Source organism: Treponema bryantii, assembly GCF_900111035.1.
GTDB lineage: Bacteria > Spirochaetota > Spirochaetia > Treponematales > Treponemataceae > Treponema_D > Treponema_D bryantii_C.
This window is the reverse complement of the sequence record NZ_FOFU01000011.1, coordinates 32245-55224: the sequence shown is the minus strand read 5'-3', so window position 1 is coordinate 55224 and position 22980 is coordinate 32245. Positions and strand designations below refer to the sequence as shown.

The 22980-nt window shown below is 38.8% G+C and carries 20 protein-coding genes; 2 read left to right on the top strand and 18 right to left on the bottom strand.

The window, feature by feature from the left end; genetic code table 11:
* The first annotated feature begins 12 nt into the window (after nt 1–12).
* Both wbaP and BMY21_RS14010 read left to right on the top strand, forming a co-directional pair.
* Entirely contained in the window at nt 13–1467 is a 1455-nt protein-coding gene (gene wbaP, locus BMY21_RS14015) for an undecaprenyl-phosphate galactose phosphotransferase WbaP (RefSeq protein ID WP_074645255.1), read from the top strand.
* Nucleotides 1468–1470: 3 nt separating this feature from the next.
* Entirely contained in the window at nt 1471–3015 is a 1545-nt protein-coding gene (locus BMY21_RS14010; protein WP_074645253.1) for a hypothetical protein, read from the top strand.
* 16 nt (nt 3016–3031) lie between these two features.
* Here the strand turns inward: BMY21_RS14010 and BMY21_RS14005 are convergent, their stop codons facing one another.
* The 18 genes from BMY21_RS14005 to BMY21_RS13920 all read right to left on the bottom strand — a co-directional run bounded on the left by BMY21_RS14005 (nt 3032) and on the right by BMY21_RS13920 (nt 22957).
* Nucleotides 3032–4129, bottom strand: coding sequence for a hypothetical protein (locus BMY21_RS14005; RefSeq protein ID WP_074645251.1), 1098 nt, complete (start codon nt 4127–4129; stop codon nt 3032–3034).
* Entirely contained in the window at nt 4126–5214 is a 1089-nt protein-coding gene (gene ispG, locus BMY21_RS14000) for a flavodoxin-dependent (E)-4-hydroxy-3-methylbut-2-enyl-diphosphate synthase (protein ID WP_074645249.1), read from the bottom strand. The genes BMY21_RS14005 and ispG overlap by 4 nt, the downstream gene beginning before the upstream one ends.
* 264 nt (nt 5215–5478) lie before the next feature.
* Nucleotides 5479–5916 carry an ATP synthase subunit C-like protein gene (locus BMY21_RS13995; protein WP_074645247.1) on the bottom strand — a complete coding sequence of 146 codons (438 nt, stop codon included), beginning with the start codon at nt 5914–5916 and terminating at the stop codon, nt 5479–5481.
* Nucleotides 5917–5959: 43 nt separating this feature from the next.
* On the bottom strand, nt 5960–7894 hold the full coding sequence (locus BMY21_RS13990) for a V-type ATP synthase subunit I (RefSeq protein ID WP_074645245.1): 1935 nt from the start codon (nt 7892–7894) through the stop codon (nt 5960–5962).
* Entirely contained in the window at nt 7891–8514 is a 624-nt protein-coding gene (locus BMY21_RS13985; RefSeq protein WP_074645243.1) for a V-type ATP synthase subunit D, read from the bottom strand. Before BMY21_RS13985 ends, BMY21_RS13990 begins: the two co-directional genes overlap by 4 nt.
* A 9-nt stretch (nt 8515–8523) precedes the next feature.
* On the bottom strand, nt 8524–9819 hold the full coding sequence (locus tag BMY21_RS13980; protein WP_074645241.1) for a V-type ATP synthase subunit B: 1296 nt from the start codon (nt 9817–9819) through the stop codon (nt 8524–8526).
* Nucleotides 9819–11591: a V-type ATP synthase subunit A gene (locus BMY21_RS13975; protein ID WP_074645239.1), complete on the bottom strand. Its 1773-nt coding sequence runs from the start codon at nt 11589–11591 to the stop codon at nt 9819–9821. Before BMY21_RS13975 ends, BMY21_RS13980 begins: the two co-directional genes overlap by 1 nt.
* Nucleotides 11591–12133 (bottom strand): DUF2764 family protein, encoded by a 543-nt coding sequence (locus tag BMY21_RS13970; protein WP_074645238.1) that lies wholly within the window; start codon nt 12131–12133, stop codon nt 11591–11593. Before BMY21_RS13970 ends, BMY21_RS13975 begins: the two co-directional genes overlap by 1 nt.
* Nucleotides 12133–12753 carry a V-type ATP synthase subunit E gene (locus BMY21_RS13965; protein ID WP_074645237.1) on the bottom strand — a complete coding sequence of 207 codons (621 nt, stop codon included), beginning with the start codon at nt 12751–12753 and terminating at the stop codon, nt 12133–12135. Before BMY21_RS13965 ends, BMY21_RS13970 begins: the two co-directional genes overlap by 1 nt.
* A 157-nt stretch (nt 12754–12910) precedes the next feature.
* Complete coding sequence (locus BMY21_RS13960) at nt 12911–13978, bottom strand: aldose epimerase family protein (RefSeq protein ID WP_074645235.1); 1068 nt, start codon at nt 13976–13978, stop codon at nt 12911–12913.
* A 36-nt stretch (nt 13979–14014) separates the two neighbouring features.
* On the bottom strand, nt 14015–14710 hold the full coding sequence (locus BMY21_RS13955) for a hypothetical protein (protein ID WP_074645233.1): 696 nt from the start codon (nt 14708–14710) through the stop codon (nt 14015–14017).
* A 12-nt stretch (nt 14711–14722) separates the two neighbouring features.
* Entirely contained in the window at nt 14723–15064 is a 342-nt protein-coding gene (locus tag BMY21_RS13950) for a hypothetical protein (protein ID WP_074645231.1), read from the bottom strand.
* Nucleotides 15045–17012, bottom strand: a complete 1968-nt coding sequence (locus BMY21_RS13945; RefSeq protein WP_074645229.1) for a FapA family protein — start codon at nt 17010–17012, stop codon at nt 15045–15047. The genes BMY21_RS13950 and BMY21_RS13945 overlap by 20 nt, the downstream gene beginning before the upstream one ends.
* 14 nt (nt 17013–17026) lie before the next feature.
* Nucleotides 17027–17809, bottom strand: a complete 783-nt coding sequence (gene whiG / locus BMY21_RS13940) for an RNA polymerase sigma factor WhiG (protein WP_074645228.1) — start codon at nt 17807–17809, stop codon at nt 17027–17029.
* A gap of 17 nt (nt 17810–17826) precedes the next feature.
* The gene (locus BMY21_RS13935; RefSeq protein WP_074645226.1) at nt 17827–18603 is read right to left on the bottom strand and encodes a hypothetical protein; all 777 of its coding nucleotides are present in this window, start codon (nt 18601–18603) and stop codon (nt 17827–17829) included.
* A 104-nt stretch (nt 18604–18707) separates the two neighbouring features.
* Complete coding sequence (locus BMY21_RS13930) at nt 18708–19604, bottom strand: MinD/ParA family protein (RefSeq protein WP_074645224.1); 897 nt, start codon at nt 19602–19604, stop codon at nt 18708–18710.
* A 2-nt stretch (nt 19605–19606) separates the two neighbouring features.
* Nucleotides 19607–20824 carry a flagellar biosynthesis protein FlhF gene (locus BMY21_RS13925; protein WP_074645222.1) on the bottom strand — a complete coding sequence of 406 codons (1218 nt, stop codon included), beginning with the start codon at nt 20822–20824 and terminating at the stop codon, nt 19607–19609.
* An 18-nt stretch (nt 20825–20842) separates the two neighbouring features.
* A complete protein-coding gene (locus BMY21_RS13920) occupies nt 20843–22957 on the bottom strand; it encodes a flagellar biosynthesis protein FlhA (RefSeq protein WP_083379882.1) in 2115 nt (704 codons plus the stop codon).
* Nucleotides 22958–22980: the final 23 nt, after the last annotated feature.

The window sequence follows — 22980 nt, the reverse complement described above, 5'->3', positions numbered from 1 at the left end:
TAAAAACTATATATGGAAGTATCTGCGTATTTTAAGAAAAATCATCCACATACAAGCTCTTTTATCTCTGGCTTTTCTCTTTTTATTGTTGACGCCATTATACTTTTATTATGTATTGGTGCAGGCTTTTTTATTGTAAATATATTTGATTCTTCTGATATAAATTTTAAGTCTTTTGTAAATTACTCAGTTTACATTCCTTTTGTTCTGATTCTTTTTGCAGCAAACGGACTTTATCCTGGAATAATGAATTCTCCAACAGAAGATATTAAACATTATTTCGGTTGTACCTTTTTCAGTTTTCTTGCAATAATTCTTACTGTATATCTTGGAAATGTAAATGATGATTATCAATTTCTTGAAGCTATTTTTAAGGATAGTACAGGAAAAGCAGTAGCCTGTGCTTTTATGATTGCAATTCCAATATGTACAATTGCACTCCCTGCATTCCGCGAAATTGCTAAGCACACCTTTGCACATTTCCGCTGGTGGGGAGTTCCTGTAATCATTTACACAGATAAAACAAGCAGTAATTTTATTATTGATAAACTCATTAAATTAAAATATCTCGGATATCATCCGGCAGTTATCATTGATTCAAACGCTAAAGAGCCTTCTGAATATCAGGGAATTCCTGTTTATCCTCCTTCAGAAGATTTACACAAACAGATTAAAGCTCATAATATTAAACAGGCAATTATTTGTGATTATAAGGGAGATATGTCTTATATCATGTCTTCTTACAGATATACAACTACTGTTTCAAAACATCAGGCATTCTTTACAAATACGCAGCAGCTCAAAGACATTGGTGGAATCATTGGTTTTTCTTCGATCCATAACCTTACTTTTAAGAGAAACCTTTTCATTAAACGCTGTATTGATGTACTTGCAATCTTGATTACCATGCCTATTGTTTTACCAGTTATGATTATTCTTGGTATTCTTACGAAGCTTACATCAAAAGGTCCAATTTTTTATGGTCATAAACGCATTGGTAAAAACGGCAAAGAAATTAAATGCTGGAAATTCCGTTCTATGTGTGTAAACTCACAGGAAATTCTTGAGCAGATTTTAGCTACAGATCCTGTACGACGCGCAGAATGGGAGAAAGACCGTAAATTTCTTGATGACCCTCGTGTAACTAAGTTTGGAAAACTCCTTAGAAAAACAAGTCTCGATGAACTTCCTCAGTTATTTAATATTCTGGTTGGACAGATGAGTCTTGTTGGTCCACGCCCTGTTACTGAACCTGAGCTTGTAAAATACGGAGACTATAAAGATTATGTTCTATCTGTTTCTCCAGGATTAACTGGAATGTGGCAGGTTTCCGGTCGTTCAGATACAGGTTATGAAGAGCGCATTTCGTTTGATACTTATTATATTCAAAACTGGTCTATATGGCTTGATATCTGGATTCTTATCAAAACTGTATGGGTCGTATTAGTTGGAAAAGGTGCATATTAAAAAATGAAAAAACTTACTGCTATTATCCTTGGATTACTTTTAACAGTACCATTTATTTATTCTGAAAATTATAAGATTGCAAAAGGCATTTATAACACAAAGGGCAATTTTAAATTAACTACTACAAAAGCCAGCAGCATTGAAAGAAATTATCCGCTGGATAAAAAAACTATTTTTAATGATGAAGAGCTTGAAGCTTATCTCGAGAATTATCATCAGCAGCTTAAAAATTCACGCTTCTTCGAAGAAATTGATGTAAGCTGGGAAAAAGCCAGTACAGATGACGGCTTTGTTTTAATAAATGTTATTGTTTCTGTTGTAGATTCTAATCACTTCCTTGCTGTTCCTTATGCAAACTTCAAGGATGACTCAACTCTTACAAAGATTACTCCAAAAATCAAAGCTAAGGATACTAACTTCCTTGGAACTATGAATCCTTTAACTTCTGATTTCAATATCGAAATTAAAAAAGACAAATCACAAGGATTCTGGACATTTTCGCCAGGATTCAATATTTCTTATGACTACCCTTTTAAGGCTGGTCCTTTTAATTTAACCTGGGTAAATGATCATACTATAGACTTTACTTTTGGTGATTCTCATCCTGAATGGAATGTAAAGACTGGTTTAAAGACTGTTCTTCCATTTGATAAAATTTCTTTAAATCTTGAAGTATATCAATATTGTATTGGAGAAAATGATTACATTATTTATGATGATGAGATCTATTTTAAGAACGATATAAACTTTTCAACACCTATATCATTATATAAGTTCAAGAACTATACATATCTTACTTATACACCATCTGTAAATTTTGGTATTAATTATGATTTAAATGGTATTGATGAATACAATTCCGATTTACAAGGACCTGCTATTTCATTCTCTCATAAACTTTATAATTCAAATATCAACTGGAAAGGAAATTACAGACAGGGATATTCATGGAGTCTTTCTAATTCATGGCCATATAACTTCTATCGCAAAGAATGGTCTCCTTCTGTATCTATCGAAGGCCAGTATTTTAATTTCATAAAACTTGAAGACAGAGATTATTTTGATTCAATTGGAATTGCTGTAGATTTATACGCATTTACGTATTTTAATCTTACTCCTTCTAAGCTTTATGACAGTTCTGAAAGCGGATATGGTGAAAAAATCGGAAGTAGAATTCGCGGTGTACCTGATGATACATATTTTGGAAATAAATCTCCATCATATACAACATCAACTGCAATTGTTATGAACTTTGATTTCCCAATTAATATAGTTACTACACATTTTAAGCATGATTTAATTAATTTTGATATGCAGTTCTCTCCATTTATGGATATTGCAATCTATAGGGACAGAGCTCTTCCATTACAGACAGACTCTTTAATCTGCTGTGGTATGGAAGTTCTTGTTTATCCATATAAATGGTCAAGTTTTACAATTCGTGGAAGTATTGGATTTGATGTAAAGAGTGCTATTTCAGAAAGAAATGTGATAAAAGGACTTCTTCATAATAAAGAAATCAGTATTGGATTAGGACATCATTTCTAATCCAATAATCAAAATACTAATCAGTCATGTGTTCAAGCTGAAGCACAGCATCACGCTGCCAGTATGTTTCTGGGGTATATCTTGCAATAACTCTTAACAGAGCTTTTGAAAAGTTTTTATAGCCTGCTTCTGTTGAATAACTTGCAAGAATATTAAAACTCTTCCATGCTGAATTCTTATTTCCCCATTCAATAATATCCTGATAATATGAAGCTTCCTGCATAAAGCCTTCAATATTCTCATATTCATAAATTGAATTACGCGAAATAAGAATCTCATTTATTCTTGTTAAACTTGTAATAGCTGCAAGTGCTGCAAATTCCAAAGCTTTATCATTTCTGTTTGCTTCATGATAATATTCTGCCAGCTGGTTATATGCATCAATACAATTATATGAATTTGCACGATATAGATTAAAAAACTTAGTCATTGAATCATTCTTGTTAGCAGAAATTGTACCTATCATGGAACGCTTTAGTGCAGCATCTTTATAATTTTTATCTTCTGCAAGAATATTCATAAGTCTTAATTCCATCTTAGCTGTATCATCCTCAAGACGACTGATTTCTGCCAGCATGTACAGAATTTCATACTTTTCATCTGGAATATCCAAAACATCAGCTTTATCCAGAGCCATGAGATAATAGTCTTCGGCGAATTTATATTCACCTTCAAGTTTATAAATATCTCCTATTAATTTGTGGGCTTCTGGGAAAGCTTTTGAGCTTTCAAGATATATCAAAAGATTATTTACCGAATTATCAAAATAATCCTTTCCCTTCTTTTTGATATAGTATTTTATAATGTCGGCTGTTTCATATTCCTTTCTGTTTTCTAGGACTGTAAGAACAGGATCAAAATGATCTCCTGCTGCCTGCACACGTTTTGCAGAAAGAGAATTCTTTACTGTATTGATTTGTTTTTCAATGCGTTGTTTTCTGTATAAAATAGCATCTTCAGAATATTTTAAGGCTTTTCCATAATCGAGTGCATCCATAGCCTCAATTGCATTTCTATATGCTTCTACACTTTCATCCAGTTTTGCTTTTTTATCTGCAGAAAAAAGAGAAAAACACAAAGCTGAAAAAATAAAAAATAATACAGTTTTCTTCATAAAGATTTCAATTCTTCCTCAAATACTTTATCGGCATCTTTTGCATCAATCGTTCGTACTATTTTACCTTTTTTGAAGATTATTGCTTTATCTGCTGTTCCTGCTATTCCAAGATCTGCGTGACGGCCTTCTCCAGGTCCGTTTACAACACAGCCCATAACTGCAACTGTAATGTCCTTATCCATAGCCATAAGTTTTTTCTGCCAGCGGTCTACAAATGAATGAACATCAAAACCAATGCGGCCACATCGCGGACAACTTACAAGAGTAACTCCACCTGCACGTTTTCCACATTCTTTAAGAATATTTACACCGGCAATTACTTCGTTTTCTGCAGAAGAAGAAAGACTTACACGGATTGTATCACCAATTCCCTGAGCTAAAAGAGTCGAAAATGCAATTGAAGATTTTACAAGTCCGCCGATAAGAGGCCCCGCTTCTGTTACACCCAGATGCAGCGGATTATTATATTTTTCTGCATAAAATTTATTACACTGTATAGTTTCGTTAACATCTGAAGACTTCATGCTCACAACATACTGATCAAACTTAAGGTCTTCAAATACAGCAGCCTCGCGTACAGCAGTTTCACAAAGCCCCTGAGCACGTGTAATCTCACCTGCAGCAATCTGCTTCTGCAAATCCTGAGGAAGACTTCCGCTGTTAATACCAATACGAATAGCAGCTCCATTTTCACGGCAGGCTTCTACAACTTTACGGGTATTTTCAACTGAACCGATATTTCCCGGATTTATACGAATGGCAGCAACGTTCCCCTTAAGACATTCCAGAGCCAGTGTATAATCAAAATGTATATCAGCCACCAGCGGCATAGGAGTTCGTTCAGCAATAAGACAAAGCCCCTGAGCACTTTCTACATCAGGCACTGCAAACCGAACAATATCACACCCCATCAGCTTAAGATCATTAAGCTCACGAAGTATTCTTTCCAATTTATCATTATTAGAAGCAAGGTCAGTTATCCCCTCCTTCCACATAGTCTGCACAGTAACAGGATTATCCCCACCGATTATTATTCTATTAGTAACGCCCTTACCACCCAAGGCAACTTCTTTTGTTTTCATAATTTTAATTATAACGGTTAATAAACAAAAACACCATATCTCAATAAGTGAGATATGGTGTAAAAAGATAATTAAACGATACTTGCCTTCAAACAAAAAAATCTGTGGGACGCAGGGGAAAAAGGGAAAGGAGGGACCCAGGTTACGCAAAAAATCGAGCGAAGCAAGATTTTTGCGTGGGAAACCTGGGAGGATTCCTATTCACTTTTTCACCGTCGCTGGGACCCGCAGATTTTTTTGTTTGAAGGATAAAATCTCTGTTATTTAAGCAATTAACGAGAATACCATAGCGAACAAAGCAACAGACTCACAAAGACCAACAACCATGATGTACTGAGCAAAACCTTTTCCAGTTTCACCAAGAGCATCAGAAGCTGCAGCACCTGCTTTTCCCTGAGCAATAGCAGAGAAACACATAGCCAAACCAGAAGCAATACCAAGACCAAGTGCGAAACCTGGAGTCATAGCACCACTTGCTACCTTTGGTTTCATTGCAATATTCATAAGAAGGAATCCGTAAATTGTCTGTGTAAGAGGAGCACCTGCAAATACAGTAAGGATGAATGGAGCCGGCTTGTTATTGATGTAACAGCGTTTCCAAGCACCAATTGCGCCCTGACCGGCAATTCCGATTCCGATTGCTGAACCGATAGCAGCAATACCCATACAAACAGCAGCACCGATGTAACCTAAAATATCCATAATTAATTCTCCTTATTATTTATCCGCACACAGCGGATTATTTCTAATTTTTTGAATCAGCAAACGGCTGATACTTTACACCACTCCAGCTCATTCCAATATGTGTACAGAACTCGAGAGTGTTCAAACGTACACCGTGAACGATAACTGAAAGTACATTCAAAATCATGTTCAGACCATGTCCGAATCCAAGCAGAACTATTGCTGCCAGGAACAGGATTGCGTGTCCAAGAATAGGACCAGCAAGAGTATTTACAGTATTCGAAATTGCGGCACCCGCAAGACCAACGGCCCACAGACGGATGTATGAAACAATATCACTGAATACGTTTACTACTCCAAGAAGTACCGAAATGATATTTTTACAGCTTTCAAGAACAGAAGCTCCTATACTGCCTTCGTAATTTGCAAAGATAAAACTCATTGCAAAACCTACAGCAATCAAAGTAACTTCAATCTTACCAACCGGAATTGAACCGATATTACCGAGCATTGGGAATACCTGTCCATTTACAACCATTGCAAGAACAATCCAGAACATACCTACAAGCTGCATAAAAGAGCCGAGGTCTCCCAAAACCTTAAGTCCTTTTCCATCTGTAAGATTTCTTATACCAGCTTTAATATGTGCTACGCAAAGCTGAACTAAAGCCAGAGAGAAACAGAAAATCTGCAGGTTCTGGTCTTTAGTAAGATATACAGAAGGATCTGAATTCCAAGGAACATACCATTTAGTATCTTCATAGGCTCCAGAAATATACGGAATAGAAAGGTTTTTGAGCCATTCCGGAAGCATATCTGTAGGGATTCCAAACCATGTACAGGTTACGGCACCCCAGACAACAGTTGCTAAAGATACAAGCAGAATCAGTCCGAGAGCTGCAGGCACTTTCTTTCCAGTAAATGCGTTTTTCAGCATTAGAATGATTGTAAGTGCAGCAACAAGAAGACCGTATCCACCGTCTCCAAAAATCATTGCAAAGAAGACTGTAAAGAACAGGAGGAACCAGCCGGAAATATCAAACTCATGATAGCCTGGAACAGTTCCAAGGAAGTCTGTAAGAGGATAAATCAAACTTACAAACTTGTTGTTTTTAAGCTTTGTTGGAACCTCAACATCTTCATCTTCAGGATCAGCAAAAGCAACAGCCCAGCCATTGGCTGAACAGCAGCGCTTGAAATCTTCAAGATCAGCAGATGGTACATAGCCGCTAAGCCATGCAAGATCATTTTCAGTTCCATTCTTTTCGCAGCCCATACCGCAATTGACGTTCTCGAATTCTATATCGCTTTCAAGAGCTTTTTTGAACGCAGCGATTGCCGGAACATACTTAGCGTTTTCAACATAGAATTTCTGTATCTCATCAATTTCTTTTTCATCGCGGCGAATTTCTTCTTCAAGAAGTTTTGTGGAAATTCTTGGATATGGAACTTCGAATGCTTCTGGAAGGAGTTTTTCAGGTCTGCCTTCACCACCGTTTACGATAAGGAAACGTACAGTCTTTTTATCGTTGTTTACGAGAATTGTCTGAATATCAGGGTCTACAAGATTATACTTTTCGGCGTTGATTTCATACAATTTAAGTGCAATGCCTTTTTCCTTCAAGAAGTCTAAATCTTCAATACATACACTTCCCCAAAGAGCAAATCGATCGAGTTCAGTAGTATCAGCAGAAATCTCTTCCATAAGCTGCTTACGGCGTTCACTTTTCTGAACAACCTCAGAACAAAGTTCAATTACCTTTTCATTTGAAAGAGAAGGTGCTGAACCTTTCTTCTGCTTAGGAAGTTTAATTTCTCCGAGGATAGACTCGGTGAGCATTGCGTTATTTGAATATTCTTTAAAGGCTGTGAGTTTTTCGCCAGCTCCCTCGATTTTTTCAAGGTGAACAAGACCAATTCTTCTCAAAGCCTTAAGAGCCTCTTCTTTTTCCTTATTGAGAAGGACAATAGAGACTTTTTTCATCGGTTCAATCATTTAGCAGCCTCCATCTCTTCATCAATTTTAGCCTGCAGCTTTTTCTTTGAAATCTTACTGCGCACAACGGCCGCAACCTGTTCATCACCAAGGTATACGGTGATTTTTTTGATATTAGCCTTTGTTTCAGGAATCTTAACCTTTTCAAAGAGGTTTACGCGCTGTGTTGTAGTACGTAATTCCTGGCTTAGCAGTCTTACCTGCTCGTCCAGAACCTCTGCTTCCAGGTCAAGAGAAAGCGCCTTTTCCATACGATCGGCCGCCATATCAATCCACAGCGGTGTCTTGTAAAGGTCATAGTCGCCTCTTCCAAAGTCTGCACCTTCATATACCGGAATTGTTACACCGGCTATATTTCCAACACCCTTTTTGATGTTCTTTACAGTTACCATATCCGGAGTGAAAGCTTCACGTTCACCGAATACGGAAATCCACTGTTCGAACTCTTTTTCAAGGGCAACGCGGGCGGCACGGACTTCTTTAGCCTTGGCATCTATTGTGCGGATTTCTGTCTGAAGCTGCTGTTTTTTGAGAATCAAAGTAGGAAGATAACGCTTATACATTTTAAGCGCGTCTTTCTGGACCTTGAGCTCATTTTTTGTCAGCTTAATCTTTGCCATGCGCTACCCCTATTTCTTAGGCCAGTATTCGTCAATCAATGATGACTTCAAGCCGGTTTCTTCCGGATCAAAGCATTCAGCCAGAATCTTCCAGCCGAGGTCGAGAGCATCTTCCAGAGAAATGTTCTTTGAAAGATCCATCATACCGTCTTCGAACTTCTTTCCATATGTAAGAAGTTTTTCATCCCACTTACTCATATTGAAACCCATAGATTTCTTTTCGAGTGTATCTTTGTAGTTTGAATAAAGACGGATCATACCATCCATAAGAGCACGGTGGTCGCTGCGAGTACTTCCGTTTACGTTCTGCTTCAAACGAGAAAGAGAACCGAACGGCTCAATACGTCCACCCTTGAGGTAGTACTGACCTTCTGTGATGTATCCTGTGTTATCTGGAACCGGGTGAGTAACGTCATCACCAGGCATTGTAGTAACTGCAAGAATTGTTACAGAACCTGCGCTATCAAAGTCTACGGCTTTTTCGTAGCGTGCAGCGAGCTGTGAGTACAAGTCTCCAGGGTAACCACGGTTAGAAGGAACCTGTTCCTGTGTAATGGCAATTTCCTTCATTGAGTCAGCAAAGTTTGTCATATCTGTAAGAAGAACCAGAACATCCTTTCCCTTTAGAGCGAACTGCTCTGCAACTGCAAGAGAAAGGTCAGGAATCTTCTGACATTCTACTGTAGGGTCAGCGGCTGTGTGCATGAACATTACAGTCTTGCTCAAAGCGCCACCGTCTTCCAGTGTCTTTTTGAAGTAAAGATAGTCGTCGTATTTAAGACCCATACCACCAAGAACGATTACGTCAACTTCAGCCTGCATGGCGATACGTGCAAGCAGCTGGTTATAAGGTTCACCAGAAATTGAGAAGATAGGCAGCTTCTGTGATACAACCAGTGTGTTAAACATATCAATCATTGGAATACCAGTACGAATCATACGGCGAGCCATGATACGTTTTGAAGGGTTTACTGAAGGACCACCAATTGTAACAAGACAGTCTGTAAGAGCCGGACCATTGTCACGTGGCTGTGCTGAACCGTTGAAGATACGTCCAAGCAAATCATCAGAGAAAGAAACTTCCATCTGATGTCCAAGGAACTTAATGTGGTCTCCGGTAGAAATACCGCGTCCTCCGGCAAATACCTGAAGTGATACTACATCACCTTCGATTTTATTTACTTCGGCAAGTGATTTACCAAAGCGTGTTTCAATTTCGGCAAGCTCACCGTATGCAACATTGTCTGCCTTTACGGTAATAACGCTTCCGACGATGGATTCAATCTTACTATATACTTTGTTCATTACTCACCATCCTTAAGCATTGCGCTTACTTCGTCGCGTACTTTACCGTTTGCAGAAGCAAAGTGAGCGTCAACATCTTTTTCTGCTTTCTTGAACTTATCGCTCTTCCAGAGTGAGTAGTTCCAGTCGATAAACTTCTGTCTCATCTGGTTGAAGAAGTTGCGTGCAGAATCTTTATCAGCAAGTTCAAAATCTGAACCAAGAACCTTAAGAACCTTTGCGAAAGTATACTGCTGGCGTTCAACGCTTACAGCAGCATCAATTTCGTCGAATGAGTTCTGCTGCATATATACTGCATCAAGGAATTCGCTCTTGAGGTATTCGATGTAATCTTCGGTTGTTGTACCTTCTTCACCTACTACCTTCATCATCTGGTTTACTTCAACACCGCTAAGGAATACCTTGCGTGCATAAGCTACCCAATCTTCGCGGATAACTGATTTATATTTTGACCATGAAATGATTGGGTCAATTGCAGGATACTTACGTGCATCTGAACGTTCACGTGAAAGTCCGTGGAAGGCACCTACTACCTTCAGTGTTGCCTGAGTTACAGGCTCTTCAAAGTTACCACCGGCAGGAGATACTGTACCACCAATTGTTACAGATCCGATGTTTCCGTCGCGGAGTTTTACGATACCAGCGCGCTCGTAGAAGGCTGCGATATAAGATTCGAGGTAAGCAGGGAATGCTTCTTCTCCAGGAATCTCTTCAAGACGTCCAGACATTTCACGGAGAGCCTGTGCCCAGCGGGAAGTTGAGTCTGCAAGGAGCAATACGTGTAAGCCCATCTGGCGGTAATATTCAGCAAGTGTAACAGATGTATAAACTGAAGCTTCGCGGGAAGCTACAGGCATAGAAGATGTGTTACAAATGATGATTGTTCTTTCCATAAGAGAACGGCCTGTACGTGGGTCCTTCAACTCAGGGAACTCTTTAATTGTTTCTACAACTTCACCCGCACGTTCACCGCAGGCAGCGATGATTACGATATCAACGTCGGCGTTACGTGATGTTGTATGCTGAAGTACAGTCTTACCGGCACCGAATGGGCCTGGAATACAATATGTACCACCCTTAGATACTGGATAGAATGTATCGATAAGACGAACCTGTGTTACCATTGGCTCAGATGGAGCAAGACGCTCAGCATAGCAGTCTACGGCACGTTTTACAGGCCACTTGAATGCCATTTTAAGTTTATGGTCTTTTCCCTTTTCATCTGTTACAACACAGATTGTATCTTCAATGGTATATTCTCCAGCCTTTTCAACCTTCTTTACTGTATACATTCCAAGAAGATCAAAAGGAACAAGAATTTTATGTGTAAATGGTCCTTCAGGAACAGAACCAATTGGATCTCCACGGAGAACCTTGTCTCCAGGTTTTACAGTTGGAGTCCATTCCCATTTTTTATCACGTGGAAGTGAATCTACATAAACACCACGCTCAAGGAAGAAACCTGCTTTTTCTGCAACCAGAGGAAGCGGGTTCTGAAGTCCATCAAAAGTCTGACCGAGCAATCCAGGGCCAAGTTCTGCACAAAGAAGATCGCCGATTAAGTCTACTTTATCACCGGCTTTAATTCCCTGTGTCATTTCGAAAATCTGCATCTGAGCCTTGTTACCGCGGATACGGATAACTTCGCCTCGGAGCTTCTTTCCGTCTACATTAACGTAGCCTACTTCATTCATAGAAACAGAGCCTTCGAATTCAATCGTGACCATGTTTCCGTTGATGCCGACTACTTTTGCTTTAGTAGTATTTGCCATTATTTATCTCCATCCAAAATCGTATCGTATATCTTATGATAAGATGTTTTTCCGTTTTCAACCTCGAACTTGCGCATTCGCTCTATAAGCATAAGACGGAGGCCGTAGGCATACACCGCATCAATTGAAAAAGCATCCAGAGGACGCAAATCATCGAGCAGACGTAACCTGTACTCATAAAGAAACTGCTCTGCACTCAAAGGGCTGTCCATTCCAACTGCGGTACGTGCTGCAGAAATAATATCTGCTGTACATCCAGGTGGGAGCGGTACACTGTCTTTTTTGAGTTTCTGTGCACGAATCTGAGCGAGTGCACAACGCAGGTTTCTTTCTTTTTCATACCAAACATCCAGAAAGGCAGAGCCTGTGGAGGTAAGTTCCATAGGAGGAACTAAAGAAAGGCCTTCAAGCACGGCTTTTTCTTCTTCGGAAATAAAGCGTGAAGCAACTTCACGGAACTGCTCTGTATTCATAGGCAGTGCTGATTTTCCTTCAGAAGGTGAGATATTTGGTAACTGTGAAACCAAATAATAATAAGCCACTACTCTGCGTCCTCTGCAGCAACTTTCATAAGAGCTGCAACTTTTGGATTAAGGTAAGCGGCAAACATTTCGGCAAGGCTTTCTGCTGAATAGTCATAGAAGGCTGCACCATTCTTAACACCGATTCTGAATCCGGCGGTAAGTGTCTTATCCGGCTTAATCTCAAGTCCTTTTTTGATTTCTGCTTTGAGGGCTGTTTTAAGAGAAGATTCAAGAGCCTTCAAATCTTTTTCGCTAAGAAGAACTGACAGTTCTGAAGCGTCTGAGTTTTTTGCCCAGGCTTTAACTGTTTCTGGAACAAGTTTTCCCAGAACATCTTTTGAAAGAGCTTTTTCTGTACCAGTCTGAATAAGACCGTCAAGCTCGCCTATCAGAGCATCCTTAAATGAGAGAAGCATGTTGCGTCCAGCCTGTACGATAGCTTCTTCGCTTGCTTTCTCCATTTTTTTTGTCTCTGATTGTGCACTTTTTATAATCTCAGCAGCTTTTGACTGCGCGTCTGCGATTATTGCTTCTGCCTTCTTCTCCGAATTTGCAATTATTTTTGCAGCATCCTTTTCTGCAGCAGCAACGCCGTCCTTCTTGATTTTATCAATCAGTTCTTGCAATTGTACATCCATCAAAGTACCTCACTTATAACAATGTCCAGAATAATATAATAATTATACCCCATATACCGCGTTTTTCAATTAAAAAGTGTGGTATTGGGGTAGAATTTTTGTGTAGAGAAGATTAATTTATGTTTAATAAATTAAACCTTTAAACCAATATATCAGATTATTTATTTATTGTAAAGGAATAAATAGTCTTAACCTTCATCTTCTGGCCTGGTTCAAGGATACAGCTTGGGAATGAAGCCTGATTTGGTGTATCTGGGAAACACTGTGTTTCAAGACAGAATGCATCATGTCTGTCATAAACACGGCCGTTCTTTCCAATAACTCCCTTGATGTAATTTCCAGTATAGAACTGACAGCCTTCCATATTAGTAAATACTGTCATTTCATGTCCTGTTGTTGGTTCTTTTACAGTACAGAATTCAACAAGATCCTTGTCATCAAGAGGAAGTCCGCAGTGTGGATTTTCAGGATCGTAAAGTTCTGTTACATAGCAGTGGTCATAACCTACTCCAACATTCTTAATATCCTTTCCAATCTTCTTTTCCTTTGTGAAATCAAAAGGAGTTCCCTTTACATCGAGAAGTTTTCCTGTTGGAATAAGTTTTGCATTAACTTCAAGACGCTTGTCAGAATTCATCTGAACTGTATGATCACCGATGTTTCCGTTACCTGCAAGATTGAAATATGCATGGTTAGTAATATTGATTGGAGTAGCCTTATCTGTTTCTGCATTATAAAGACATGTAAGGTTATTATGCTCATCAAGAAGATAAGTAATTGTAAGCTTTAAGTTTCCTGGGAAGCCCTGCTCTCCATCTGGAGATTCACGTGTAAAACGAACACCGCAAAGTTTTCCGTCATCAATTACCTTGCCCTTCCACATCATTTTATTATAGCTGTCGAAACCGCCATGAAGACAGTTTGGACCATCATTCTTATCAAGTGAATATTTTTTTCCGTCGAGTGCAAACTCAGCTTTACCAATACGGTTAGCAAAACGTCCTACAATTGCACCAAAGAATACTGTTCCGTTTATATATCCTTCGAGAGTTGAATGTCCCAGAACAACGTCTGTCTTTTTTCCATTACCATCATTTAATACAATGCTTGTAATTGTACAGCCGTAATCTGTGCACGAAAAAGACATGTTTCCGTTTTTTACTGTAAAAAGATTTACCTTTGTTCCATCACAAAGCATTCCGAATTTTGATTTAGTTACTTTCATTGCGGGTTTAAACTCCTTATGTATATCACAATTTTATTATAACATATCTATTATAAACTGAACTTCTGAAGCAGGACAAGATAATTCTTCTGCAATATCATCAACCTGCATTCCCTGATGAAACAACTTCTCAACCTTATCTTTTAACGGACGGTTTGATTTTGTAGCACTCTCCGGCATTTCATCATAAACCTTTGTTACTATAAGCGGCACTTCTTTATAAGCAGCCCCATCTTTTGTCACAACAGTTTCATCTTTTAAGATTGATTTTTCTTCCGGTTCATCAAAAAGAGAACCTTGTCTTACAGGTGCTTTTTCTGTAACGCGAAATGAAGCATCTGGATCAATAAACTGATTTCTTTTTTCTTTCTGACCAACCGGTGTAATTTCTGAGAATCTTTCATTTTCAACAAAGACTGTTTTTCCATTTCTTTTTCCGGAAATCTTTTGTGCCTCTGCTATTACATTCCGGAGCAGCTGAGTTGCCTCGCGGAAATTATCCATCTTTTTATCAGCTTCGTTTAAAAGTGCGCGGAGCCTTCTTGAAGATTCATTTATCAATTCAATGTCTCTGTTTGCATTATTGTTTACATCAATAATGACACGGTTCATCTGATTTTTTGTTTTATCAATAATTGCATCTGTTGAAAAAAGTTTTTTAAATCTTACGAGAATAATAATCATCAGAATTAAACTTACTAATGCAATGAAAAGAGCTATATATGCGGCCATAATTTCCTCGTTTTACCTTGTGATATCTATAATCGTTCCAAGATATGAACGGTCGCTTTTTGGAGGGCGAACTTCCTGAGTATCATCCTGTTCAATTTCATCAGAGTTTTTTCGCTTCTGATTTTTACCACCGTAAGCACCAGAGGAATTTGAACCATTTTGATTTACACTATTTGTATCTGATTTTTCATTTGAAGTTTGCTGAACTTTTGCAGCATTTTCCATACTTCGCTGAATATTTCCCTGCTGCTGCATAGCTTCCGTTAACTGAGCCTGCTGTGCGCCTGCCATTGTTTTTGAGACATTAGAAAGTTGTGTGTACATTGTCTGAAGATCAATCGGCTGAATACCCATCCGGCTGCTCCTCTGCTAATGATGGCGGCTCATAAGGTCCTCGTTTACTGAAGGCCTTATCATAATAGAAGGTAACTCCCTTTGTATCAATTTTGACTTCATCAAGAACATCACGGATATAAATCTTAACTCCGGCATAAACATCGCCCTCAACCTTAACTTTTCCAACAGCCTTAAGGTCGCGAAGGTGTTCCTGAATCTTGTTGATTTCATCTGTCATCTTCTCAAGCTCTTCACTTATCTGTTCACAGCGTTCTTTGAGAGTCTTGAGCTTTTCTTCTTTTTCCTGAGGAAGCTTTTTACGAAGCTTTTTCTGTTGTTCAAGAGTCTGTATATCGAGGTCGCAGTTTTCGTATTCCTTTGTAGCCTTAGCCTGCATATTCTGCAGTTCTTCAAGACGCTTTTTAGCGCGTGGATCAACACCAACTTCGAGAATTGTTTCTGTACCACCACCAGGAGAACCAACCTTTCGCGCACAGATTTCCTCGGTAGCCATAAGATGTCCACCAATAATCTGTGCCTTCTTTCCGCGAAGTACGATATTCTTCATGGCTGTTACGCTGGAGTTTACGATAGAGTCATTTACGATAACATTCTCTTCAACTTCAACGGTTGTATCATTGATAAACTTAGCCCAGAGTGATTTACCGGCTTTGATATAACCTTCGCCTTTTCCGAATACACCCTGGCGGACAATAATATTTCCAGTAGCTTCAAGACGAGATTTGTCGACGATTCCACCAACTTCAATATTGGTTGCTTCAACCTTATAGCCTTCCTGAACGTTTCCTTTGATGACAACAGTTCCGACAAATTTAACATCACCGGTTTTAACATTAACTGCGTCGAGGTATTTAACAGGCTCTACGGTTACCTTTCCGTTTACAAGCATAACTTCACCGTCAATCTCGGCTTTAATTGTTACGCCGTCGCGGTCAAGTTTAACATTGGCGCCAAGCTGAATCTGAATATCTTTTCCATTCTTTGCTTCAAGGTAGCGGCCGAACAATGTCTTACCGCCCTTACCTCTTTCTGCAGGAATCTTCTGTGCAAGCGGCTGATCTGCAATAACGTTCTGAATATTGTTAAGCTTCTTATAGTCAACCTTTCCTTCTTCATCAACCTGAGCCTTAAGTTTTTTAGGGTCAGTTTCAAAGTTATAGGAAATGTATGCGTCATGACCATCAACAGGTTCAATTGCAGCGGCGACTTCATAAGGATTATTATAAACAGGATTGTCAACGAACTCGCGGATTTTGTCTTCTTCAATACAAGCTTCTACAACACCCTGCTGAAGGATGGCTCTTTTAATCATATCAAATGAAGCTTCACTTCCACTCATTGATGGAGGAGAAACAACGATAGAGCCCTTCATTTCATCTTTAGTAACTTCAACACCAATTACAACGTCACCGGCAGGAACATGTTTAAATGCACCGACAATTACGTAATCATTATCAGTTCCGTTTTTAACGCTCTTTTTTACAAGCTCTTCATCAAAACTGATTGTGTCAGGACGTTTGATTTCATCAAGAACATCTTTGAGTTCAATTGGAAGTCCTTCTCCAACAGGAAGAAGAACTTTAAGCATGATATCTGATTTGAAATGACGGATATAATAAAGTCCGTCGCGATTTATAACTTTTGCTTCTTCGCCCTCTTCATCAAGATCAAACAGACCTTCAGAAGCAAGACGTGTCTGCTTTTTAACGGTTTCTGGATCCTGGTAAACCATAATTTTCCATGGCTTTTTTCCAAGACCTAAAATACCGTCACTGCCTTTTTCTACAACTTCGTAATGTAAATTGGAAAGTTTGGTATCCAGCTGGACAACTGCATCAGCAAGAGCTTCATCGATAGTATCTGCATTAACTTCAACGAAATGCAGATTTTTATCTACCTGAAGAAGCGTATTCATATCTTCACGAAGTTTAGCCAGCGTTACCATTTTTAAATTTATCCCTAAATAATTCCTTTTCTGAGGTTTGTAAGTTTTGCACGAAGTCTTAAGTTAGCTTTTGTATGGAGCTGAGAAATTCGAGATTCACTTACTTCAAGAACTTCACCAATTTCTTTAAAGGTAAGATCTTCATGGTAGTACAATACAATTACCATTTTTTCTTTTTCCGGCAATTCACTGATAGCCTGTGCGATTACCTTTTTGATTTCTTCACGCTCAGCAATTACATCCGGATTAAGGCTTGAAGGTGACTCAATATTATTTCCGATTGACATATTGTCATTGTCGTCTCCGGCATACCATACATCATTAAGCGAAAGTACACTTGTACCAGAAACCTTCATTACTGTTCTGTGATATTCATCCTCACTCATATTGAGAGAGCCGGCAATTTCAGAATCAGTTGCTGTACGACCAAGACGAGATTCAAGAGAAACGATTGCATCTTCAATTTCGCGTGACTTCTGACGCACTGAACGAGGAACCCAGTCTATCTGACGGAGCTCATCAAAGATTGCACCACGGATACGTGTAACTGCGTAAGTCTTAAACTTTACTCCCTTAGCAGGATCATATTTATTTATTGCATCAAGAAGGCCGAACTGTCCGTAACCAACAAGATCATCAAACTCTACCGAAGCAGGAAGTCCAACTGCAACTTTACCTGCAACATATTTTACAAGAGGCATATACTGCCGTATAAATTTGTCTCTGAGAACTGGTGATTTGGTCTTTTTGAATTCTTCCCAAAGATCATCTTCTTCTTTTTCGTCATTAATTGGCATTTATACTCTTCCTCTTTTTATGAATTTTCATCTGATAGCACGGAGCTGATTGCCTTTGCCATAAGGGCTGCATCCTGAACTTCTGCGGGACCACTATTTTTTTTTGATGACCCCATAGATACAAATTCTGAATCAGAGTCTGAATCATCATCTGATGCAGAACCGGAACTTTCAGAAAACACAAAGTTTTCCATATCTGGCAAGGTATCTATTCCACCCTCTTCATTACTATTTCTGTTTGAAGAAGGAGCAGGACTCGCGTTTTCAACAGGAGTACTGCCTGCCGCAGGTTCTTCTGAAGTTGTAACGGCAACAGCTTCTGCCGGAATGACAGCTTCTTTGCCTGAAAAATTCTTTACAGTTTCAAAATTCCTTAATGGAACAAACCCCTGTGCAGAATTCTGACCTTCAGCATCCCCACTGTTTGAGTTTCGAACATCTGAATCATTAAGCATCTGATGATTATCACCGACAACAAAATGATTATCGCTCTCACTCGGTGCTAACTCTTCATCCTGAATCGTTATATCAACGTTATTTCCTAAGGCAGAGCCGCCAACAGGAACTGATGAAGAACCAGCAGAATAGTCGCTCTGATAATCACCATCTGTACCATCTGAAAGGAATTTACTATAAATAAAGGAAATTCCCAATCCAAGCAGGCCGAAGATTACGGCAAAAATCAGTGCTTTTAATAAAACGGATAAAATCGAAGAATGGGAAAAAAGACCTGATACGAAGGACAAAATAAATCCGCACCCTGCAAACAGTCCGATATATTTTGCGCCTCGCATTTTTCCTCCCAATTACAATTACCCATAAATATTATACACCACTAGAGTGTATATGTCAAAAATTGCTGCCAATTTTTTAACAGCGATTTTTGAACGTTTTTAAATTAGCGTTTTTTACTAAGGAACTTCTTAAGGAAGCTTGAAACTCCCTCATTAAATTCCGGCTCAGTTTTTTCAATTCGTCCAACAATATGTTTTAAGTATACAGCCGGTTTTGATGTAGGATTTACAACAATAAACGGCTTTTGTCTGATTACCGAAGCCTGTACAAGAGGATCTTCAGGAATACAACCAAGATACTCAATCTTATAACCAAGGAACTGACCTACGATTGTAATGATTCGTTCTGAAATACGTTTACCTTCGTCCGGTGAGTGAACACGGTTTACAATAAGCTTGATATTTACAGTACGATCAACAATTTCTGTAGTTATGATTTTGATGATTCCATAAGCATCTGTAATTGCAGTAGGTTCCGGAGTTGTTACTACAAAAACCTCATCAGCAGCAGCAACAAACTGAAGAACGTTATTTGCAATTCCCGCACCTGTATCTATGATGATGATATCTGCATTTCCAAGGGTTGCAAACTGATTTGCAAAGTACTCGAGTTCTTCAACACTAAGATTAGCAATTTTTGAGAATCCGTTGGCTCCGGCAATAAACTTAATACCGAACTCAGTATCCATGATAATCTCTTTCATTGTCTTCTTTTTATTGATAACATGCATAAGATTATACTGAGGCACTATGTTCAGAAGAACATTTACGTTTGCCATTCCAAGGTCACCATCAATAAGGATTACCTTTTTACCCAGCTGAGCATAGGCAATTGCCATATTAACGGCAAAGTTTGTTTTTCCAACTCCGCCCTTTCCACTGGTGATGGCAATTATTCGTGTATTATGATCTCTTTTTGCAGCACTGCCTTTTCCAGAATCTGAAGCATTTGAGTTACCATCATTAAATAATTCACTTAAACCTTCTGCCTGTTCTTCCATATTTATGCCTGTCCTCCAAACTTATCTTCTATATGTATTCTATCAATCTTGAAATTTTCAAGTTTTGTCAGAAAATCAACAACATTCGCTTTTGTAATATCTCTTGAGGCAACCTGCCCGTGAGTTATATATGAAACAGCTTTATGCTTATCATACATTACACTGATAACATTTCCAAACTGTTCAGATTCATCACACTTTGTAACGATTACAGATTTATATCCGAACGGTTCGTAGTTCTGCATTATATTCTGAAGATCCCTTGTTTTTGTTCCTGCCATTAAAGCAAGATAGATATCAGGATTCATTCCAGGTACTTCAAGCAACATTTTCATCTGTGCAATATGAGTTGCATCATTCGGACTGAATCCTGAAGTATCAATAAAGATTGCATCCATATTTGCACGGTTATCATCATAAAGAGTTTTTAAGTCTTCTGTGTGTTCAGCTTTATAAACGTGGGAATCCATATGTTTACCCCAGCGTTCGAGCTGTTCCATTGCACCTACTCTCATTGTATCTGTTGTAATAAAACAGATTGCAGGTCTCTGTCCGTTGTGTTCTGCGGCAAAGGCTTTTACAAACTGAGCAGCAAGTTTTACAAGAGTTGTTGTTTTTCCAACTCCAGTTGGTCCTACAATTATAAATACATGTGGCGGACGGAAAGCAGTTTCTTTTGCAATTGTAATTGATTCTCCAATCCAGTCTACAACACGTCTTTCTACGAGTTCAAAATTATCAAGCTGTTCAAGAGAGAAATCGTTTCTGATTTTTTCTTCTATCATGTTGATATAAGAAAGTGAGAATTCATTCTGCTCAAGCATTTCTTCAATTTTCTTTATTGATTCATGTTTATCTTGAGAAGCGGCTGACATCTGCTGCATCTGCTTAAGCTGGCTTGTGATGTCATTTTTGAATTCTTCGAGTGTTCTGGTAACCATTACATTTGTTACGTTTCCTGCCTGCTGCAAAATTGCCTCGCGGTTACGGGCAAGCTGTTCCTCTTCTGAATAAGATTCATTAAAAGATTTCTGATGAGGAACTACATAACTTACAATTGTAACTGGCTTTTTCTTCAGATACAAAAATCCGCCAGGCCTAAAATCTACAACCTTGTTTGTAATTCTGAAATTTTTACCATATAAATTAAACAGTTTTTCCTTACATTCCTCAAAGGTACTTCCGGTTATTTTCTGTTCAATTTCATCTTCATATGCCATTTCTATCTCTTTCCTTTTTTACACGTTTTCGTCATCAGCAATTTCATCAATAATTTCCAGAGAAACTCCGGTACCAGCTGCATATACTTCCATATCTGATATTACTGCAATTCCAGGCATTTCTTTTTCAAGGGAAGAACGCACAAGCTGACGGACAGCAGCAACAGAAATAATTATTGGCTGATATCCAAGCTGACTTACTTTTGCAAGTGAATCACTTACTGCCTGTACCCAGCGCCTTCGATCTACAGGATCCAGTGCAACATAAGGTTTAGAACCATCAGAAGGATAATATGCATGTTCAGCAATCAACTCAGACAGTTCCTGTGACAGTCTCATTACATGCAGTTTTTTATTATCATCTGCATACTGCATACAAATCTGTAAACCTAAGGCTTCACGAACTTTCTGTGTTAAATCCCAGATATTATTCTGTGTAACCTGTGCATAGTTTGCCATTGTTTCAAGAATACGCACATAATTTCTGATAGAAACTTTTTCTTCAAGAAGATTCTGCAGAACTTTTTCTATTATGCCGTAAGGAATCTTTGCAGTCTCCAGAACTTCAGAAACAAGAACTGGATTATTCTTCTTAACTGTATCCAGAATAACTGAAACTGCCTGACGGTCAAGAAGTTCTGCAGCATGATTTCTGATAATCTCTGTTATATGTGTAGAAATAATTGTCGGTGGGTCAACAATTACATAACCTGCACTTTCTGCTTCGCCTCTTCTATCTTCCGGAAGCCAGATTGCATCCATACCGAATGCCGGATCCTTTGTCTTTTCTCCATCAAGTGGTTCTGTAACTGAACCTGTATCAAGACACATTACATAACCAACACGTACAGAAGAATGTCCGGCTTCAATACCGGCAATCTTAAAGCTGTAATCATTTGGCTCAAGAGTCATGTTATCCTGAATATGAATTTTTGGAATATCGAGACCTATGTCATGACGCGCTTCTACACGAATACGCGAAATTCGTTCAAGAAGTTCAGCTCCTTTTTCCTGATCAACAAGTGGAATAAGTGCATAACCAAGTTCGAGCGAAAGCGGATCAAGCATAACAATAGGCTCTTCTTTTGATGCAGTCTGTTTTGAATCCTTCTGTGCTTTTTCCTGTTTCTGTGCAAGTTCCTGTCTCTGTTTATCACGGGTCATTCTGTAGCCGATGAAAATTGAAAGTGCTCCGACAGGAAGAAGAAGCATCTGAGTTCCACCTCGTAATGCAATACCTGCAACGATGAGAACTGCACCAACAATTTCGTAAATATGTCCGTCTCCGGTGAACTCTGTTTTGAGCTGCTGATCCAGAGACTCATCTGACTTAGTACCAGTAACAAGTAAACCTGTTGCAAAAGAAATAATCAATGAAGGAAGCTGTGAAGTAAGACCGTCACCAATTGTCAGTGTTGAATAAGTATTCAAAGCATCTGTCAACGGCATACGGTTCATTATCATTCCGACAAGAAATCCGCCTATCAGGTTTATAACGGTGATAAATACTCCGGCCTTAACATTTCCGCTTACGAACTTAGAAGAACCGTCCATGTTTGAATAGAAGTCTATATCACGTCTTACAGAAGCTTTAAGTTCTTCGGCCTGTTCTTCTGTAATAGCCCCCTGGTTGAAACGGTTATCAATATCAAAAAGTTTCTGATTCATTGAGTCCAAAGAGAATCGGGCTGCAACTTCTGAAACGCGTCCGGCACCTTTAGTAACTACAAGAATCTGTACAACAATCAGAATGATAAAGATTACAAATCCAACTACAAGATTGTTTCCAGCAACAATTCTGGCAAAAGACTTTACCATGTCACTCTGATTTGCAAGGGTTCCTCCCTGCATTTTTCCAGTAAGGATAAGTCTTGTAGAAGAAATATTTATTCCTAAACTGAACAGAGTTTGAAAAAGAATTACCCGAGGGAATGTCTGAAAGTCTGAAGGACGAGGGGTTCTTACGACAACAAGAAGAATAACAATTGCCAGCATAAGATTTAAAATCATACTGAGGTCAATTATCATTTTAGGAATTGGAACAAATAAGAGGAATACAGCTAATACAACTGCAACCGGTACAATATTACCGGATATAAATTTGAGAATTGTCCCTCTACTTTCGTTTGCCATTAAGTCCCCACCCAAGCAATCTA

What these genes read in the sequence shown, in the direction of transcription:
- wbaP (WP_074645255.1), top strand. Translation starts at nt 13, where the DNA reads ATGGAAGTATCTGCGTATTTTAAGAAAAATCATCCACATACAAGCTCT.
- BMY21_RS14010 (WP_074645253.1), top strand. Translation starts at nt 1,471, where the DNA reads ATGAAAAAACTTACTGCTATTATCCTTGGATTACTTTTAACAGTACCA.
- BMY21_RS14005 (WP_074645251.1), bottom strand. Translation starts at nt 4,129, where the DNA reads ATGAAGAAAACTGTATTATTTTTTATTTTTTCAGCTTTGTGTTTTTCT.
- ispG (WP_074645249.1), bottom strand. Translation starts at nt 5,214, where the DNA reads ATGAAAACAAAAGAAGTTGCCTTGGGTGGTAAGGGCGTTACTAATAGA.
- BMY21_RS13995 (WP_074645247.1), bottom strand. Translation starts at nt 5,916, where the DNA reads ATGGATATTTTAGGTTACATCGGTGCTGCTGTTTGTATGGGTATTGCT.
- BMY21_RS13990 (WP_074645245.1), bottom strand. Translation starts at nt 7,894, where the DNA reads ATGATTGAACCGATGAAAAAAGTCTCTATTGTCCTTCTCAATAAGGAA.
- BMY21_RS13985 (WP_074645243.1), bottom strand. Translation starts at nt 8,514, where the DNA reads ATGGCAAAGATTAAGCTGACAAAAAATGAGCTCAAGGTCCAGAAAGAC.
- BMY21_RS13980 (WP_074645241.1), bottom strand. Translation starts at nt 9,819, where the DNA reads ATGAACAAAGTATATAGTAAGATTGAATCCATCGTCGGAAGCGTTATT.
- BMY21_RS13975 (WP_074645239.1), bottom strand. Translation starts at nt 11,591, where the DNA reads ATGGCAAATACTACTAAAGCAAAAGTAGTCGGCATCAACGGAAACATG.
- BMY21_RS13965 (WP_074645237.1), bottom strand. Translation starts at nt 12,753, where the DNA reads ATGGATGTACAATTGCAAGAACTGATTGATAAAATCAAGAAGGACGGC.
- BMY21_RS13960 (WP_074645235.1), bottom strand. Translation starts at nt 13,978, where the DNA reads ATGAAAGTAACTAAATCAAAATTCGGAATGCTTTGTGATGGAACAAAG.
- BMY21_RS13955 (WP_074645233.1), bottom strand. Translation starts at nt 14,710, where the DNA reads ATGGCCGCATATATAGCTCTTTTCATTGCATTAGTAAGTTTAATTCTG.
- BMY21_RS13950 (WP_074645231.1), bottom strand. Translation starts at nt 15,064, where the DNA reads ATGGGTATTCAGCCGATTGATCTTCAGACAATGTACACACAACTTTCT.
- BMY21_RS13945 (WP_074645229.1), bottom strand. Translation starts at nt 17,012, where the DNA reads ATGGTAACGCTGGCTAAACTTCGTGAAGATATGAATACGCTTCTTCAG.
- whiG (WP_074645228.1), bottom strand. Translation starts at nt 17,809, where the DNA reads ATGCCAATTAATGACGAAAAAGAAGAAGATGATCTTTGGGAAGAATTC.
- BMY21_RS13935 (WP_074645226.1), bottom strand. Translation starts at nt 18,603, where the DNA reads ATGCGAGGCGCAAAATATATCGGACTGTTTGCAGGGTGCGGATTTATT.
- BMY21_RS13930 (WP_074645224.1), bottom strand. Translation starts at nt 19,604, where the DNA reads ATGGAAGAACAGGCAGAAGGTTTAAGTGAATTATTTAATGATGGTAAC.
- BMY21_RS13925 (WP_074645222.1), bottom strand. Translation starts at nt 20,824, where the DNA reads ATGGCATATGAAGATGAAATTGAACAGAAAATAACCGGAAGTACCTTT.
- BMY21_RS13920 (WP_083379882.1), bottom strand. Translation starts at nt 22,957, where the DNA reads ATGGCAAACGAAAGTAGAGGGACAATTCTCAAATTTATATCCGGTAAT.